The organism is Exiguobacterium sp. UBA7533 (assembly GCF_002479335.1).
Taxonomy (GTDB): domain Bacteria; phylum Bacillota; class Bacilli; order Exiguobacteriales; family Exiguobacteriaceae; genus Exiguobacterium_A.
The window spans coordinates 108,017-122,347 of record NZ_DLMP01000005.1 but is presented as its reverse complement, the minus strand read 5'-3'; the positions used below and the strand labels follow the sequence as shown (position 1 = coordinate 122,347).

Annotated in this window: 16 protein-coding genes; 9 read left to right on the top strand and 7 right to left on the bottom strand. The window is 43.1% G+C overall.

Going from position 1 to position 14,331, the window contains the following annotated elements; genetic code table 11:
* Window positions 1–141: 141 nt before the first annotated feature.
* Entirely contained in the window at window positions 142–483 is a 342-nt protein-coding gene (locus B2U10_RS07985; RefSeq protein WP_290786641.1) for a hypothetical protein, read from the bottom strand.
* 324 nt (window positions 484–807) lie between these two features.
* Between B2U10_RS07985 and B2U10_RS07980 the strand changes: the two genes are divergently transcribed.
* A complete protein-coding gene (locus tag B2U10_RS07980) occupies window positions 808–2,193 on the top strand; it encodes an MFS transporter (protein WP_035407564.1) in 1,386 nt (461 codons plus the stop codon).
* Between the two features lie 42 nt (window positions 2,194–2,235).
* On the opposite strand, the gene B2U10_RS07975 is transcribed toward B2U10_RS07980, so the two are convergent.
* From B2U10_RS07975 to B2U10_RS07955, 5 genes are all read right to left on the bottom strand, one after another.
* The gene (locus B2U10_RS07975; protein WP_290786639.1) at window positions 2,236–2,868 is read right to left on the bottom strand and encodes an HAD hydrolase-like protein; all 633 of its coding nucleotides are present in this window, start codon (window positions 2,866–2,868) and stop codon (window positions 2,236–2,238) included.
* The gene (locus tag B2U10_RS07970) at window positions 2,865–3,359 is read right to left on the bottom strand and encodes an AAA family ATPase (protein WP_290786637.1); all 495 of its coding nucleotides are present in this window, start codon (window positions 3,357–3,359) and stop codon (window positions 2,865–2,867) included. Before B2U10_RS07970 ends, B2U10_RS07975 begins: the two co-directional genes overlap by 4 nt.
* Complete coding sequence (locus tag B2U10_RS07965; protein ID WP_290786635.1) at window positions 3,356–4,168, bottom strand: MBL fold metallo-hydrolase; 813 nt, start codon at window positions 4,166–4,168, stop codon at window positions 3,356–3,358. Before B2U10_RS07965 ends, B2U10_RS07970 begins: the two co-directional genes overlap by 4 nt.
* A 529-nt stretch (window positions 4,169–4,697) precedes the next feature.
* Window positions 4,698–5,126, bottom strand: a complete 429-nt coding sequence (locus B2U10_RS07960; RefSeq protein ID WP_056061808.1) for a hypothetical protein — start codon at window positions 5,124–5,126, stop codon at window positions 4,698–4,700.
* Window positions 5,127–5,453: 327 nt separating this feature from the next.
* Window positions 5,454–5,855, bottom strand: a complete 402-nt coding sequence (locus B2U10_RS07955; protein WP_056061810.1) for an RrF2 family transcriptional regulator — start codon at window positions 5,853–5,855, stop codon at window positions 5,454–5,456.
* 288 nt (window positions 5,856–6,143) lie between these two features.
* On the opposite strand from B2U10_RS07955, the gene B2U10_RS07950 reads away from it, so the two are divergent.
* From B2U10_RS07950 to B2U10_RS07920, 7 genes are all read left to right on the top strand, one after another.
* Entirely contained in the window at window positions 6,144–8,459 is a 2,316-nt protein-coding gene (locus B2U10_RS07950; protein WP_035407548.1) for a sensor histidine kinase, read from the top strand.
* Window positions 8,449–8,754 (top strand): hypothetical protein, encoded by a 306-nt coding sequence (locus B2U10_RS07945; RefSeq protein ID WP_035407545.1) that lies wholly within the window; start codon window positions 8,449–8,451, stop codon window positions 8,752–8,754. Before B2U10_RS07950 ends, B2U10_RS07945 begins: the two co-directional genes overlap by 11 nt.
* A gap of 12 nt (window positions 8,755–8,766) precedes the next feature.
* Window positions 8,767–9,321, top strand: coding sequence for a cysteine hydrolase family protein (locus B2U10_RS07940; protein ID WP_035407544.1), 555 nt, complete (start codon window positions 8,767–8,769; stop codon window positions 9,319–9,321).
* 2 nt (window positions 9,322–9,323) lie between these two features.
* Window positions 9,324–10,463: a M14 family metallopeptidase gene (locus tag B2U10_RS07935; protein ID WP_290786632.1), complete on the top strand. Its 1,140-nt coding sequence runs from the start codon at window positions 9,324–9,326 to the stop codon at window positions 10,461–10,463.
* A gap of 84 nt (window positions 10,464–10,547) precedes the next feature.
* On the top strand, window positions 10,548–11,429 hold the full coding sequence (locus B2U10_RS07930; RefSeq protein ID WP_058264888.1) for a manganese catalase family protein: 882 nt from the start codon (window positions 10,548–10,550) through the stop codon (window positions 11,427–11,429).
* A gap of 30 nt (window positions 11,430–11,459) precedes the next feature.
* Window positions 11,460–11,750, top strand: a complete 291-nt coding sequence (locus B2U10_RS07925; RefSeq protein WP_290786630.1) for a spore coat protein — start codon at window positions 11,460–11,462, stop codon at window positions 11,748–11,750.
* A gap of 74 nt (window positions 11,751–11,824) precedes the next feature.
* Window positions 11,825–12,937: a hypothetical protein gene (locus B2U10_RS07920; RefSeq protein WP_290773997.1), complete on the top strand. Its 1,113-nt coding sequence runs from the start codon at window positions 11,825–11,827 to the stop codon at window positions 12,935–12,937.
* Between the two features lie 44 nt (window positions 12,938–12,981).
* On the opposite strand, the gene B2U10_RS07915 is transcribed toward B2U10_RS07920, so the two are convergent.
* On the bottom strand, window positions 12,982–13,371 hold the full coding sequence (locus B2U10_RS07915) for a thiol-disulfide oxidoreductase DCC family protein (protein WP_290786628.1): 390 nt from the start codon (window positions 13,369–13,371) through the stop codon (window positions 12,982–12,984).
* 188 nt (window positions 13,372–13,559) lie between these two features.
* Between B2U10_RS07915 and B2U10_RS07910 the strand changes: the two genes are divergently transcribed.
* Window positions 13,560–14,309: an SDR family oxidoreductase gene (locus B2U10_RS07910; RefSeq protein WP_290787651.1), complete on the top strand. Its 750-nt coding sequence runs from the start codon at window positions 13,560–13,562 to the stop codon at window positions 14,307–14,309.
* Window positions 14,310–14,331: the final 22 nt, after the last annotated feature.

Below are 14,331 nucleotides of genomic sequence, written 5' to 3'. Positions count from 1 at the left end.
TAAAATTTATGATTCTAAGACCCATAAACAACTCTCCTCTTCTAAAGACGATTAAAACAAAAAGGATTGCATGAGCCAGTGCCATGCAATCCTTTTGAAGTTCTTACAGCAATGATCCAATCATGGCCTCATTTTGTGATTTTATAATCGAATGTCTTTTTTACTAGAATTTTCGAGATACAGTTCCCCATCAAACGTCGTCAAGGCAACCACTTTCCCTTCTTTTTCATACCACGCTGTTGCGCCTTCACGATCGAGTTCTTCCCAACCGGCTTGTCGGATCCGAGTTCTATACAGTAAACCCGGTCCATCGGTTTCCGAGACAAGTCGAGTTTTGATCTTCCACTCACCTTGTTTTTCAATTGCCGTATCAAATCGTGGTACCGGAAAACCGGATACTTGTGATTCTTGAAAACTGACATACCAACCACCGATTATTACAATGAGACCTATAACCAGAATTGCGATCCATTTCTTTTTCATATGTACTCCTCCTTCACTTTTCCATCTGAGTTTTTAACTTACCAAAATATGGTCCTCCCGCCCTCCTTCTATAGGCGGATTACTGATTTTTTAAATTATGAAAACACATGAAAATTGTTTCGAATTTAAGAAAACATCTAAAAAAATTTCAATTTTTTTCATAAAAAATGCACACCCTTGTTCGTCCTTAGAGCATCAACGGTTTGACAACTCCCGGCATAGAGCCGTTTTCAGTCATTTTCAATTGGTTAAGCACATTAGTAACTTGACTTCATTTCCTGCTATGGTACGATACAAACTTATCAAAGGGAGTGAATAGAACTTATGAAATTCAGAAAAGAAAAAGTCAATGTCGTTGACATGCAGCAAACCAAAAAGAGTGTCTACGCGACCGGAATTGGGAATGCGATGGAATGGTTCGATTTTGGTCTTTATTCCTATCTCGCAATCATCATCAGTCAAAACTTCTTTAGCGCTGTTGAAAATGATGAACTGAAGCTTGTCTTTACTTTTGCGACCTTTGCGATCGCTTTTTTAATGCGACCAATCGGCGGAATCGTCTTTGGACGCATCGGAGATCGACTTGGACGGAAGGTCGTCTTAACGACGACAATTGTTATGATGGCCGGTTCAACGCTTATCATCGGATTATTACCGACCTACGATCAAATTGGAATTTGGGCACCCATCCTTTTACTATTAGCCCGCATCTTACAAGGGTTCTCGACTGGCGGAGAATATGCCGGAGCAATGGTCTACATTGCCGAGTCGTCACCTGATAACAAACGGAGTGCTCTTGGAAGTGGTCTTGAAATCGGAACACTCGGTGGGTACATTCTTGCCTCATTACTTGCTACAACACTTTTTGTCACTTTATCAGATGATCAAATGGCATCTTGGGGATGGCGGATTCCATTCATCCTTGGAGCACCACTCGGTTTATTCGGTCTCTATTTACGTCGTCATTTGGATGAGTCGCCAATCTTCGAAAATGAGATTAATGAAAATACAGAAGAACCCGCGACATTCCGCGAAATCTTACGCGATCATAAGCGTGATATCATTCTTTGTTTCATTGCTGTCGCGTTCTTCAACATTACGAACTATATGCTCTTGTCCTACATGCCATCATACCTTGATGAAGTCATTGGTATGTCAAGTTCGACAAGTACGATTCTCATCACCGGTGTCATGGTGATCATGATTCCACTCGCTTATTTCTTCGGAAAACTAAGTGATAAAAAAGGCAATCGCAATATCGTCCTCTTCGCGTTAGCAGGACTATCGTTGCTTTCGATCCTGTCGTTCTTCTTGATTGGTCTTAAACCACTCTTGTTCGTCGGAATCGGAATCTTCATCCTCGGATTCTTCTTGGCGATCTTTGAAGGAACGATGCCTAGTCTGCTACCAAGTATCTTCTATACGGATGTCCGCTACCGGACACTATCCGTGACGTTCAATGTCTCGGTCTCGATCTTCGGTGGAACGACGCCACTCGTTTCGACTTGGCTCGTCCATGAGACGCAAAATCCGCTCGCTCCTGCTTTCTATTTAACAGCAGTCAGCGTCATCGGATTCGTCACGTTCTTCTTCCTCTTTAAAAATACAGCCGGTAAAGCACTTAAAGGATCGCATCCGACTGTATCGAGTGAAAAAGAAGTCGCGTCGATCGCAAAAAAACCAGATGATGCCCTCTGGTGGGCAGAATAATTGCTACAAGTAAGAGCCGTCTTCCGCAGAAGACGGCTCTTTTTAGTAGACAGCACTCAGCTCTGTTACGATTCGGTCCGCGACTACGAGTTCCTGCTCTTGCGCAAAATCGAACTGGCAACCGATTGCTACTAGTCCGTTCGCTTGCGCCGCTTTGAAATCGGACAATCGGTCGCCGACGACGTATCCGGACGAGATGTCGTGCGTCTTACAAATCTCTCGTACGAGTGCTGATTTATCACCGGAATGAATGTCTTCAATGCTATAGACATGATCGATATACGCTTCAAGACCATACGTCGTTACGATCGCTGATAGGTAGGACGGCCATCCGTTACTAGCGATATAGACCGAGTGACCCGCTTGTTTCAAACGAGCGAGCAACTCGACCGTTCCTGGATATAAACAACCATGCCCGGACTTGACTGCCTGCTCTAAGCTATGTCGAAACTTTTGATCCACAACCTGTTGGTCTGCGGCTGAAAAATCCGGAAGTAATGTCTCCCATACTTTCGGTAGTGAGACGCCCATGATCTTCTGATAGAGCGCGAGTGGAGTCTCTCCTTCCCAGCGCCCCGTCTGACGCAATTCATGAAAGACCTCTTCTAACGTATGCGCAAGCACAGCATTTGTTTGAAACAATGTTCCATCCATGTCAAAAATATAATGTGTCATTGACTCTCTCCTATCTGCTCACGCTTTATTATCTGAATCATGGCTTCTATGGATCTATCCTCAGCAATCAGACGATCCGTCGGGCGGTGATCCTGATCAATCCACCAGCGTTTCATATCCGTCTCAGAAAACTCCGTCGGCTGGCGCATTGCGTGGCGACGGACGGTTTCTTCGAATGAAACGTCAAAATAATACGCCGCATACCGTGAAGTAAAGCGTCGTTCCAACCGGTCAATCATCTCACCGTACCAATCCTGTGCGAGAATTCCTTCTAGCAGAATCGTCGCATGACGTCCATCAGCAAGTCCAACCAACTCCTCGATCCAGCGAATCGTCGGATTTCCTGGTCCATCTTTTACGTTCAACATTTCTCTACGGATGACATCTTGCGAAAACAGGATACTATCCGGTAAGACCAATCGTAATGCCTTAGCTAGCGTCGTTTTTCCATTACCGGAGTTCCCGCGGATGACGATCAAGCGCGACTTCATGTCGTGAACCAGTCTCCGTTCAAGGCAGCAATGTACCGCTCTGCAGAGCGCGCTACAGCTTCAGACGCACCGGTTTCGATCTTCCGATGAAAGGCGTCATATAATTTTTCAAAGCGAAGCGGGCGTATCGTTTCTGCCATGCGCGCGACCGTCTTTGCAGGAAGCGGAATCATATTCGGATAACTGTACATGAAACTGACCCATGCCCGATCGGCAACGATTCGAATGATGTCTCCTGTCAACAACAGCCCTGCTGACGCATCTTTTCGTTCACAGATGACTGCTCCTTTGAAGTGACCACCGACGCGATGTAACATCAAATCTTCCGTCAACTCCAAGCGTTCACCACTCCAGAATACGATGCGCTCACTTGGTCGCGTCACGAACGACGCATCGTCTTCATGAATATAGATCGGTACGTCAAAAGCCTCTGCCCATTCGACTTGTGTCGCGTAATAATGCGGATGTGATAAAGCGATCGCCTGAAGCCCGCCTAATTCGTCAAGCTGCTCTTTCGTTGCGGAATCAAGATATGTAATGCAGTCCCATAACAGGTTGAACGATTTTCCTTGGACGAGATATGCCGTTTGACCGATGCCGAATGCTGGTGTCGTCTGAATCGCATAGACACCTGCTCCGTCGTCCGTAATGATATTTTGGTACGTTCCTGACGCTTGCATGGCAGCGAGTGTCGTCCATGTTTGACCGGTTGGATTGACATACTGTCGCTCCTCTAAACAAATCAAACACGTTTCGCGATGCGGTTTGATTTGTTCGACTCCACACGTCGTACAGATGATGGTTTCCATATCATCATTCCTTTCCAATACGTAAATGATTTTCCTGATACATCTTAACATATTCCAATTATAGGGATTAAAATGTGTTCACTGAAATGAACATGTATGAAAAATGAAGCATGAGATTATTATGTCGATTTCGTTTCCTCTCATTGTGCACTGTTTGAACACTGTCTTTTAGATGTAAGACGTTTCGCCGCTTGGTATCACTAGTTACTTCAGCTGCCGTTTGATTCGTTATGTGTCACGTCAACTATCTATAATAATCCCTTCGAAGGTCCAGCTCGTTTAACGCTCAATGATCACACGAATGACGCAATAGATCGACATCCTCCTTCACCACATGCCTTGTTTAATTATTATACGACGGACATTGATGCATCTTATAAGTTCGTCCGACCACTACAAGCATTTATCATTTATGACATTAAATGTTTCGATGATTTTGCTTACTTTATTCCAACGGCAACGTCTTAATGCTCTGCAGAAGATAAGACAAAAGCAGGTCGAACCACTGATGTGGCTCGACCTGCTTTATTTAATAAGACGTTCGATCGTCATTTATGACGCTTTGAAAATGTTCTGTGAATCGATTGATCGCTTCTTCTGTATCAAGATTTCCAGAAAACCAGATCTTTTTGTCTTCTGAAAATGTAAGATGCAATGAGTCGTCTATTGTTGACTCCACTTTAAGTGTAGCAATCGTATCTGACTTCATTAATGTCTTTTGTGATAGAGTGACCAGTTCATTCGTCAACGTTTCGCGTGTATCTTCTGACGTCTTTTCCTGGAGAAGATCAACTGTCTTATGAAGCAATACGGCTTTTGAGACTCGCGATAGATTCAACTCTCGAATTTCAAACATGTAGGCGTTCTCATGTTCATGCTGACGCTGGACGATGAATCGTGGAGAATGTACTAAATGTTGAACGAAGTGAACGAACATTTCGATGGTCATTTCGGACATACCGAAACCCTCCCTTTTGCATGGATCAACGGACGAATGCCTTTAATCCTTTATGTGAATGGACAGTAAGAGTCCTGTATGAAATCAAGCAGGTGAATTGGGAAAAAAACCTCCCTTCTGTAAAGTTATACCACAAAAACAAGTACAAAGTGTACATGTTTTTGTTTCAAAACTAAGATTCGAATAGCCTCCGAATCTTGTTTATAGTAACATAAAAGATACTAGTTATAATCATATTTAATATGATCATCTGATAAAAATCTGCATGACTGGAATATGTACACGGATAAAGAGCCAGAGATCATCTATTCCTCTCTGACTCTTCCATCAATCGTTCATCGTTGGCGCGATTAAATCTTGTAACGTATATGCCTGCAGCGCGTCTGTAAAGGACGTGAATGCTTGATCGAACGCTTGTCGTGTGTTTTGCAAACTACCATTTTTATTTGGAACTGTCACATTTTCAAGATAGGATACTTCTTCAAATAAATGAACGATTTCTCCTAACGTAATCGTTTCTGGGGATTTTGCTAATTTGAACCCACCATTACGACCTTGTACAGAAATGATGAGACCAAACTTGCTCAATGAATGGACAATCTTCATCAAATGATTTTTAGAAATATCATAATGGGTTGCCACTTCCTGAATTTGCACGAGCCGAGTCGGATGCGACGCTGCGAAAATAAGCACACGAATGGCATAGTCCGTAGAGCGAGTCATCTTCATCCATTTCACCTTCTTTTTCTTTCCTTTATATAGACATAGTACAGAAGCTCACTCATTTTCACAATCAATAGTATGGCTTAAAGTGTCGTTTATAGTGGTTTTGCACATATGTATATCGTTTATCTTAAAGGATATGAAGTGTCAAAATCTAGGCATTTCTCGGAAAAAGTAAAATGATATTTTAATTTGATGAAGCAAATTATTTAGTTATTTCAAGTCTATGATAAGATTCTTTTAAACATGTACGTTTAAAGTTTATTTATATATTTTTTAGAAAGAGGTCTTGTCATGAATTGGCTCTCATCAAGTATGTTCCATCGGTTTTATATTTTATTGTTTTCGAATTTCTTAATTTTTGCAAGCATCAGCGTCTTAACATTTTACATTGCTCAAAAAGAGCTAGAGCAACACCGAACTTCATCACAGAAGATCACATTACAAAAAACGCAAGCTCGCACGCTTTGGAATGAAGCACAACAAGTCAATCTCCAAGTCCAACAAATTGATTTTAATGATCAAGATGATCTGAAGCAAATCAATAAAAGATTGAAACGTTTACAAAAAAACGTTGAATCGTTCAGTCAACGTTATTCAGATCCATCAGACGAACGATTTGCGCATCAACTCGTTCAATTTTCAAGATTTTTGGAACAGGAAGTCACTTTGCAAATACGTACGGATAATCAAAAGCTGGTTCAGCAGTCTGACTTCGTCGTTAACGACTACTTTCGAATGATTCATAATGAAGAGAAAAACGCACAGCAGTCGCTACAACAAAGAACCGCTGAAGTATTACGCTACGCCTTTGGTGTGATGATCATCGCTTTTTGTCTTCTCAGTTACTTGATTTTAAGACTTGTGCGGTCTTTTCGAACAGATTTACTCGATCTCGTCGATCAAACGAAACAGCCTGATCGATTGGAACAGAATGATTTTCAGAACCGTTACGATGAAATTGGTACACTTGGGCGATCGATGCAACAAATGACGACGTTGCTCGCATTTGAACACCAGCAAACACAAGTTGCTAATTTACAACTTCAAGAGTCTTTATACCAACAAAAAACAATCGAGCGACAACTTCAATTTCAAAATCAGTTAGCCACTCAAATTTTGCGTCATCAATCTACTTCAGGTCTTCACACCTGGCTACAAGTAATCGGTAGTCATTTTCGGGCGGCTCATATCTATTTTTCACCGCAGTCGGAGAATTTTGAACCTGTCCATATCGCACTATCAGACGAACAAATTTATGACAAAGAACGGTTGGAGTTAGAAGCGAAGACCGAGCTAGATACATCCATCCATCTAATCGAGAAGGAGCAGTTGACGTTATGTGCTCTCCCTTTACACAGTCCGTCAAAATTCATTGGTTCATTGACGTTACAATTTAATCATCGTTTTACTGAGACTGTCGCACTTCAGAAAACGACTCATTTATTAAATATCGGGTTGATGCGATTGCTTGATGACATCCGTATAAAAGAACACCATCAATTGATTCAGCGCATTTTAAATGGTTTACGAGAAGCTATCTTATTCGTCGATGTGACGAATACGAATATCTTTACGAATCGCGTGTTTCATCAATTATTTCCGAACTGGTCACCTTCTGAAAACCAATCTGAAAACTTAGCATTCGTCATCGAAGCCTTCGAACCGTTGATTCTCGAAACAGAGGCGTTATATGCATATGTCGAACAAATCAAAGCAGGCTTTGACCACGCATCAGTTATTCCAGCTCAGGATTTTTCAATGCCAGACGATCGTCATTTACGACTTTACACAGAATTTTTACCCGAACGTCAAGGTATTCTATTTGTTTTTCGTGAACGCACAGTTGAAGTCAACCATGCTAAAAAGGAGCAAAACTTCATTTCGGTTTTATCACATGAGCTTCGAACGCCACTTGCATCCATCGAAGGGTTCAGTGAATTAATGTTACACCGGTCGTTATCTCCTTCAAAACAGCGAAAATATTTAGAAACCATGCGGAGTGAGACACAGCGACTCAGTCAACTGTTAACCGAATTCCTAGATTATCAGCGACTTAGTCATCAAAAAGAATCCTATCAGTTAGAATCATTTTGCATCGAACATATGCTCATCGAGTTAACAGAGTGGTTGAACGTTGCGACATCGACGCATCATTTACAAATCCAAACTGACGGTCCTTGCCTGATTACGGCTGACCAAGAAAAAATCCGGAGGGTCTTATTAAACATCTTGAATAATGCGATAAAATACTCTCCCGTTGATTCAAATATCCAAATCTCGTTAGCGTGCTGTGAAGCTGAAATCGTCATCACCATTAGCGACGACGGATATGGTATCCCAAAACAAGATCTTCCCTACCTCTTTGATCCGTATTACCGTGTCGAACAAGCAGACCACCTCCAAGTTCAAGGAACAGGTCTCGGTTTACCGATTTGTAAGGAAATCATCGAAGCGCATGGTGGGAGAATCACCGTTCATTCAGAAATCGGAAAAGGATCTGACTTTTTTATCCGTTTACCTCGTGATGAAGAGTGGAACACAACCAATAACATGTACAATAACAGTATGAATAATCTACAACTAGGAAGTGAAGAACGTGGAAGCTGATTTAAATCAAATCGTTCACTGTTTAAATCAAGATTTTAAACAGCATAAAACTGTCTTCAGTGCAATGGCACTGAAAGAAACCAACCCCTGCATCGTCTTGATGGAGGATCACCGCAAAAGACGATTGAATGATGCTTTGTATCAATACTCTGATTTCATCGCTGAATTGGAATCACTTATTTATCGCTGTTTAATCGATGTCCGGGGAGCCCGTGAATCAGCCTCCCCTTCCGAGATTTTTATCTCTAAAGCCCAACTCTATTCGCCTTATCATTATTTGATTACTTTTTTATGAGAGGAGTCCACCATGACTGTTCAAGAAAATACAGCATTGTTGATCATTGACGTCATTAATAAGATGGATTTTGAAGGAGCTGAGCAGTTAATGCAACAAACGCTCCCTATCCTCTCACCACTCACAAAATTAAAACAACATTGCAAACGTCAAAATATTCCCGTGATTTACGTCAATGACAATTTTGGTCTGTGGCAGGAAAATGTCAATCAAATCATTGATGAGTGCCGCGGGGGTCTTGGGGATGTACTCATCGAAGCACTCCATCCAGAAGAGGATGATTACTTCATCATCAAGCCCAAGCACTCAGGTTTTTTCGGTACTCAGCTCGATATTTTATTGAAGCATTTGGATGTCTCGCGTCTTATCATCACCGGTCTAACGACCGACATGTGTATCTTATTTACAGCAAATGACGCCTATATGCGGGAATATGCCATTCATGTCCCTGCAGACTGTACGGCAGCAGAAACCGCTGTCGCAAAAGATCATGCCTTAGAAATTCTCAGTTCGACATTATCACTGGATTGCTCCTCGAGTTCATGCTTGATGAATAAGGAGGAATAACCATGCTTCATTATTTTTCTGGAACGTATGAATCAGCACGCGAACGTTTCAATGAGACTGCACAGTGCATTCTTTCTCAGCATTATCCGAAGCTAACGCATGATTCACTGGAACAACGAGCGTCACTCTATTCCGATTGGTGGCACGGCCAGTCCGGTAATAATTCAACATTATTGATCCTAACCAGTGGACTACATGGAATCGAAGGGTACGCAGGGAGTGCCATGCAGCTCCAGTTTTTATCAGACCATATGAAACAGGTAAATACGGGAGAAGTCGATATTTTGCTGATCCATGGTATTAATGCATATGGGATGAAACATCATCGAAAAGAAACACAGCATAACCTCAATTTAAATCGAAACGCGATTCACGATTTTTCAAAGGCAGATTTACGCAATCCGGGTTTTGATGAGTTGCAATCTTTGTTTATAAAACGGTCAGGTTCAGGACGGCGTCTGGATTACATACCGTTTACACTGCATGTCTTATACGACTTGCTTCGTCTAGGTCCACACGCTTTTTTAAAGGCTGCGACACTTGGACAATTCAAGCATCCGACCGGATTCTATTATGGTGGACATACGCAAGACGCTTACTTCTCCGATGTGTTAAGTCGGCTCGTCGATACACTATCTGCTTACCAACATGTCGTGATGCTCGACTGCCATACGGGGTATGGACCAGCGGGTCAAGTCCAACTCGTCATGTCGTCGGAAGATCCACGACACGCTAGGGAGGTAGAAGTATACACACGTTATCCGATCGTCGATCAACCACGAGATCAACAGTTTTATGCAATTGAAGGAGAATGGTTAAACTATCTGTATGAAGAAACAAAAAAGCGACACATCGGTTTTTTAGGTTTAACATTAGAGTGTGGAACGCTTGGAAAGCATCCTTTTGCCCTACTCCGAACGTTAAAAGCAACGATTGATGAAAATCGTCTCTTTTTCAATCAAGCAGTTGCCCCTCGACGGATTAGAGAGCGATTCGATGCACTTTACATCCCTAAAAATAAACAGTGGCGACGGTCCATCTTGAACGAGACATCCTTCATCTTTAACAACATCACTGAATGGATCAATGATCCTAAAAGTCATTCTTTGATTAAACGTTCACTTCAACCTATCGAAAAATAAGGTAAAACAGGTTTGAAAGAAACTGATTAAGGTATATAACATGTGTAAATCGCATATGTTTAAAACTTAAAGGGGGTTCTTTTCATGTTTCGCCATCAAAAAGAATTACAATTCGAAGTCAAGGTTGATCGACCCGATCCAAAGCTTGCTCGGGCCGTGCAAGAGGTACTCGGTGGACAATTCGGTGAGATGACGGTCATGATGCAATATCTTTTCCAAGGCTTCAATTGCCGTGGTGAAGAAAAGTACAAGGATATGCTGATGGATATCGGGACGGAAGAAATCGGGCACGTTGAAATGCTGTGTTCCCTCATTTCTCAATTGCTCGACGGGGCGTCACCGGATGATCAGGCAGAAGCTGCCAAAGATCCAGCGACGGCAGCAATTCTCGGGGGTATGAATCCACAGCATCTTCTTGTCAGCGGTCTCGGTGGACTGCCATCGAACGCCAACGGCATTCCGTGGAACGGATCTTATATCGTCGCGAGCGGTAACTTATTGGCAGACATGCGTTCGAATTTACATGCTGAATCACAAGGTCGTCTTCAGGTCGCTCGCCTCTATCATATGACGACGGATGAAGGCGTTCGCGCTACCTTCCGTAAGATGCTCGCTCGCGACCGGTATCATCAGTATCAATGGATGGCTGCGATCGAAGAACTGGAGACGAAAAACGGAGTTGTCGTGCCTGCTACTTTCGCACCGGAAGATGAGATGGAAGCGCAACCGCATGCTTATGAGTTCTGGGACCTATCGGAAGGCACAGCTTCAAAAGAAGGTCGCTGGGCTCAAGGGGAAGCGCAGGATGGAACCGGTGAATTCGTTCATCTAGAAAATCCTGCACCGCAAGGAAATATTCCGAACATGAAGGTACCGGCACACAAACTTCACCACGACCTAGCAGAAAAAACAGGAATGCAAAACGTCAAAGATACTGTCAAACGTATGTTACATGATAAGGAGTGAGATCGATGGCTAAATCACCACTCGCAATCCGTGAAACACTCGAAATTCATTAGCCGTCCCAGTAAAAAACGCGACGAGTTGATTGCGACAGACTTCTTGATCAGCAGCAAATCACTTGTCCGCGCTTATGCTGTTGCAATTACGGAAACGGCTTCTCCTGACGTTCGAAAAGTCTTGACTGAACAGCTGAACAAAGCCATTAAGACTCACGCAGCAATCGCCGGATACATGATCGATCATGAGATGTATCACGTGCATGACTTGAAAAAACAATTAAAACACGATCAAGAAAAACTAGAAGTTGCTAAAGGCTTACTATGACGTTCCCCCTTCCCTTCTGATTTCGAAGTGGAAGGGGTTTTCTTTCAGAATTCGTGTAAGGAGCGATCAGTCTCATGATTGACATCAATCATATTCAAATCAAACAAAGTGGAGAAACTGTTTGTCTCACCTGGGAAGGGACAAGTAACGTCCGTCTCTTATTAAATAGTAGACCGTGTTTCATTCAGAACTCGAATAGCTATCAAACGGAGACACTTCCTTTATTTGAGCCTTTGTCATTCGAACTGATCGATTCAGATTCGAAGACACGTATCGTCACCGCTCTTGTTTCAAGTACAGATGATTTGTTCTGGAACCGAAAAATGACTGTCCTGATCCAACAAGATCATGCTGTCCGACTGTTGTGGGGTGAAATCCCAGAGGTATCGCATTATACGGTATTTCAAGATGGGCATCGATTAGGTCAAACTGCGTCACCCGAATGGAAAGGAACGATTAACCCTGAACAATTTACACGTTTTGAAATCCGGGTGCTCCGTCCAATTTCAAGAAAATCGATGCCGTTCGCACGGATGATCGAGACGTTCGCCCGCGTTACGAATCAGATAAAACAGGAACAAGACCGTGAACGAGAATTTGAACAATTCGTGCTCTATTTTTCTTTGTACCCGCTATCCGCTTCACATAAGAAGGTTTCTTCTTACCGATTGCGTGTACTGACGTTCATTGCTCCTCCAATTCTCATGAACCCGAATCCGTTTTCTCCGCATCGTTATTTCGAAGGCGATGCGCGACAATATTCGCCTTTTTCAAAAGAGTATCGCACCTTTACAGAAGTCTTGACATTTGATGGTGAAACCACTCATCAACTATCAAAACAAGCAAACCCTACCCGATCTTTTGATGCTCGTCATCAGTTATATCGAGAAGATGTAGCGTCGACTCAGCGGGTCTATTTATCAGATCAATCAAAAGCACGATATACGCTCCACCACTCTGTCGGCAATCCGCTCGTCGTCTCACCTAATATCGACTACGAAATCAAGGTAGCGCATCATGCAAATCTTTGGCGTATCGCAGGAACACATCTCCAATCACCGCACCATGAAGTATATCTGGATGAAGGAGACGATTGTTTTGAAACAATCCACCAAGCCCATGATTTAGGTTTAAGTTTCCTCGGCAATCCGTTGCCAAGTTGTAACTGGTTGCATGTGACCAACTAATGAACAGAAGAAAACCGCGACCGATTCGTCGCGGTTTTTCATATTTAGTCGTGAAATCGAGCACGTGTCTCCGGAGACGGCAGTGCACACTGCTGCTTTTGTCCAAACCAACGATGACGATTGTTTGCAACGAAATCATAGACGCGATCCCGGAGTGAACGTGGAACAATGCGAAGCACTCTCAACAGACGCCATCCACCTCCTAAATGACCGGCAATCCGTAACGCAGCATCCGATTTGATATACGGTACACCCCGGTCAATTACGACGACACTGTCAATCGTTTCCGGGAGATGGTGGCGCCTTACGAGTTCTTGCCCTGTCTCCCCTTGTAACGATGCAAAATCATGGTACCCCTGGTCTCGTTTTAAGATGAACTGGACGCTCGCGTCACAGAGATTGCATTCTCCATCGAATAATACGATTGCTTTCATGATTGATTCACCCTTCCCTACCTGTTTAACGAATGATTTTGTACACTTTTCCTTTACCACACTTTGGGTATAAACATGCAATTATTTAGTATGTTAAATCATGATAACGCTTTCTCTTCTTCTCTTCATTCCGTTATACTGATTCTGTAAACATTTGGTTTTTACAAATCCATCTACTTAAAAGGAGCATATATATGACAAAACGATCGATTGCCATCGTGACCGGTGCCAGTCAGACACGCGACATCGGAGCTGCAATCTGCCGCCAACTTGTCTCTTCTGGACATGACCTGGTCTTTACTTATTTTAAAGCAACAGCGGATTGGGCGGCTAGTTTTACAACCGAACTCGAAAATCAAGGTGCCCGAGTCCTTGCGATTGAACTTGATTTAAGTCAATCAAATGCTGCTGACGAGTTATTCGCACGCATAGAAGATGTTGGAGCACCAAGCATCCTGATCAATAACGCTGCTCATTCGACAATGACAGATTGGCAAACGCTCGATGCAGCAAGCCTCGACCAACACTATGCCGTTAATCTCCGGGCACCGCTATTACTCGCGACACGTTTTACAAAGCGATTTGCTGAAGCACATCTAACTTCCGGTCGTATCATCCAATTGACGTCCGGACAAGACCTCGGTCCAATGCCTGACGAGATTGCGTACGCTACGACGAAAGGTGCATTGTCAACATTTACGAAGACGTATGCGGCAGCCGTAGCACCGCTTGGTATCACCGTTAATGCCATCAATCCGGGTCCGACTGACTCGACTTGGATGGATGAAGCAACACGGACAGCGCTTAAACCTAGTTTTCCATTTGGGCGAATCGGTGCGCCGGAAGACGTTGCACGATTGATTCAATTCCTCGTTAGTCCAGACGGTGGCTGGGTGACCGGACAAGTCATTCATTCCGAAGGCGGATTCGAACGCTAAACGTGTAGCATGCAAAAAAATC

What these genes read in the sequence shown, in the direction of transcription:
- B2U10_RS07985 (WP_290786641.1), bottom strand. Translation starts at nt 483, where the DNA reads ATGAAAAAGAAATGGATCGCAATTCTGGTTATAGGTCTCATTGTAATA.
- B2U10_RS07960 (WP_056061808.1), bottom strand. Translation starts at nt 5,126, where the DNA reads ATGTCCGAAATGACCATCGAAATGTTCGTTCACTTCGTTCAACATTTA.
- B2U10_RS07980 (WP_035407564.1), top strand. Translation starts at nt 808, where the DNA reads ATGAAATTCAGAAAAGAAAAAGTCAATGTCGTTGACATGCAGCAAACC.
- B2U10_RS07920 (WP_290773997.1), top strand. Translation starts at nt 11,825, where the DNA reads ATGATTGACATCAATCATATTCAAATCAAACAAAGTGGAGAAACTGTT.
- B2U10_RS07950 (WP_035407548.1), top strand. Translation starts at nt 6,144, where the DNA reads ATGAATTGGCTCTCATCAAGTATGTTCCATCGGTTTTATATTTTATTG.
- B2U10_RS07970 (WP_290786637.1), bottom strand. Translation starts at nt 3,359, where the DNA reads ATGAAGTCGCGCTTGATCGTCATCCGCGGGAACTCCGGTAATGGAAAA.
- B2U10_RS07975 (WP_290786639.1), bottom strand. Translation starts at nt 2,868, where the DNA reads ATGACACATTATATTTTTGACATGGATGGAACATTGTTTCAAACAAAT.
- B2U10_RS07930 (WP_058264888.1), top strand. Translation starts at nt 10,548, where the DNA reads ATGTTTCGCCATCAAAAAGAATTACAATTCGAAGTCAAGGTTGATCGA.
- B2U10_RS07955 (WP_056061810.1), bottom strand. Translation starts at nt 5,855, where the DNA reads ATGAAGATGACTCGCTCTACGGACTATGCCATTCGTGTGCTTATTTTC.
- B2U10_RS07935 (WP_290786632.1), top strand. Translation starts at nt 9,324, where the DNA reads ATGCTTCATTATTTTTCTGGAACGTATGAATCAGCACGCGAACGTTTC.
- B2U10_RS07915 (WP_290786628.1), bottom strand. Translation starts at nt 13,371, where the DNA reads ATGAAAGCAATCGTATTATTCGATGGAGAATGCAATCTCTGTGACGCG.
- B2U10_RS07965 (WP_290786635.1), bottom strand. Translation starts at nt 4,168, where the DNA reads ATGGAAACCATCATCTGTACGACGTGTGGAGTCGAACAAATCAAACCG.
- B2U10_RS07940 (WP_035407544.1), top strand. Translation starts at nt 8,767, where the DNA reads ATGACTGTTCAAGAAAATACAGCATTGTTGATCATTGACGTCATTAAT.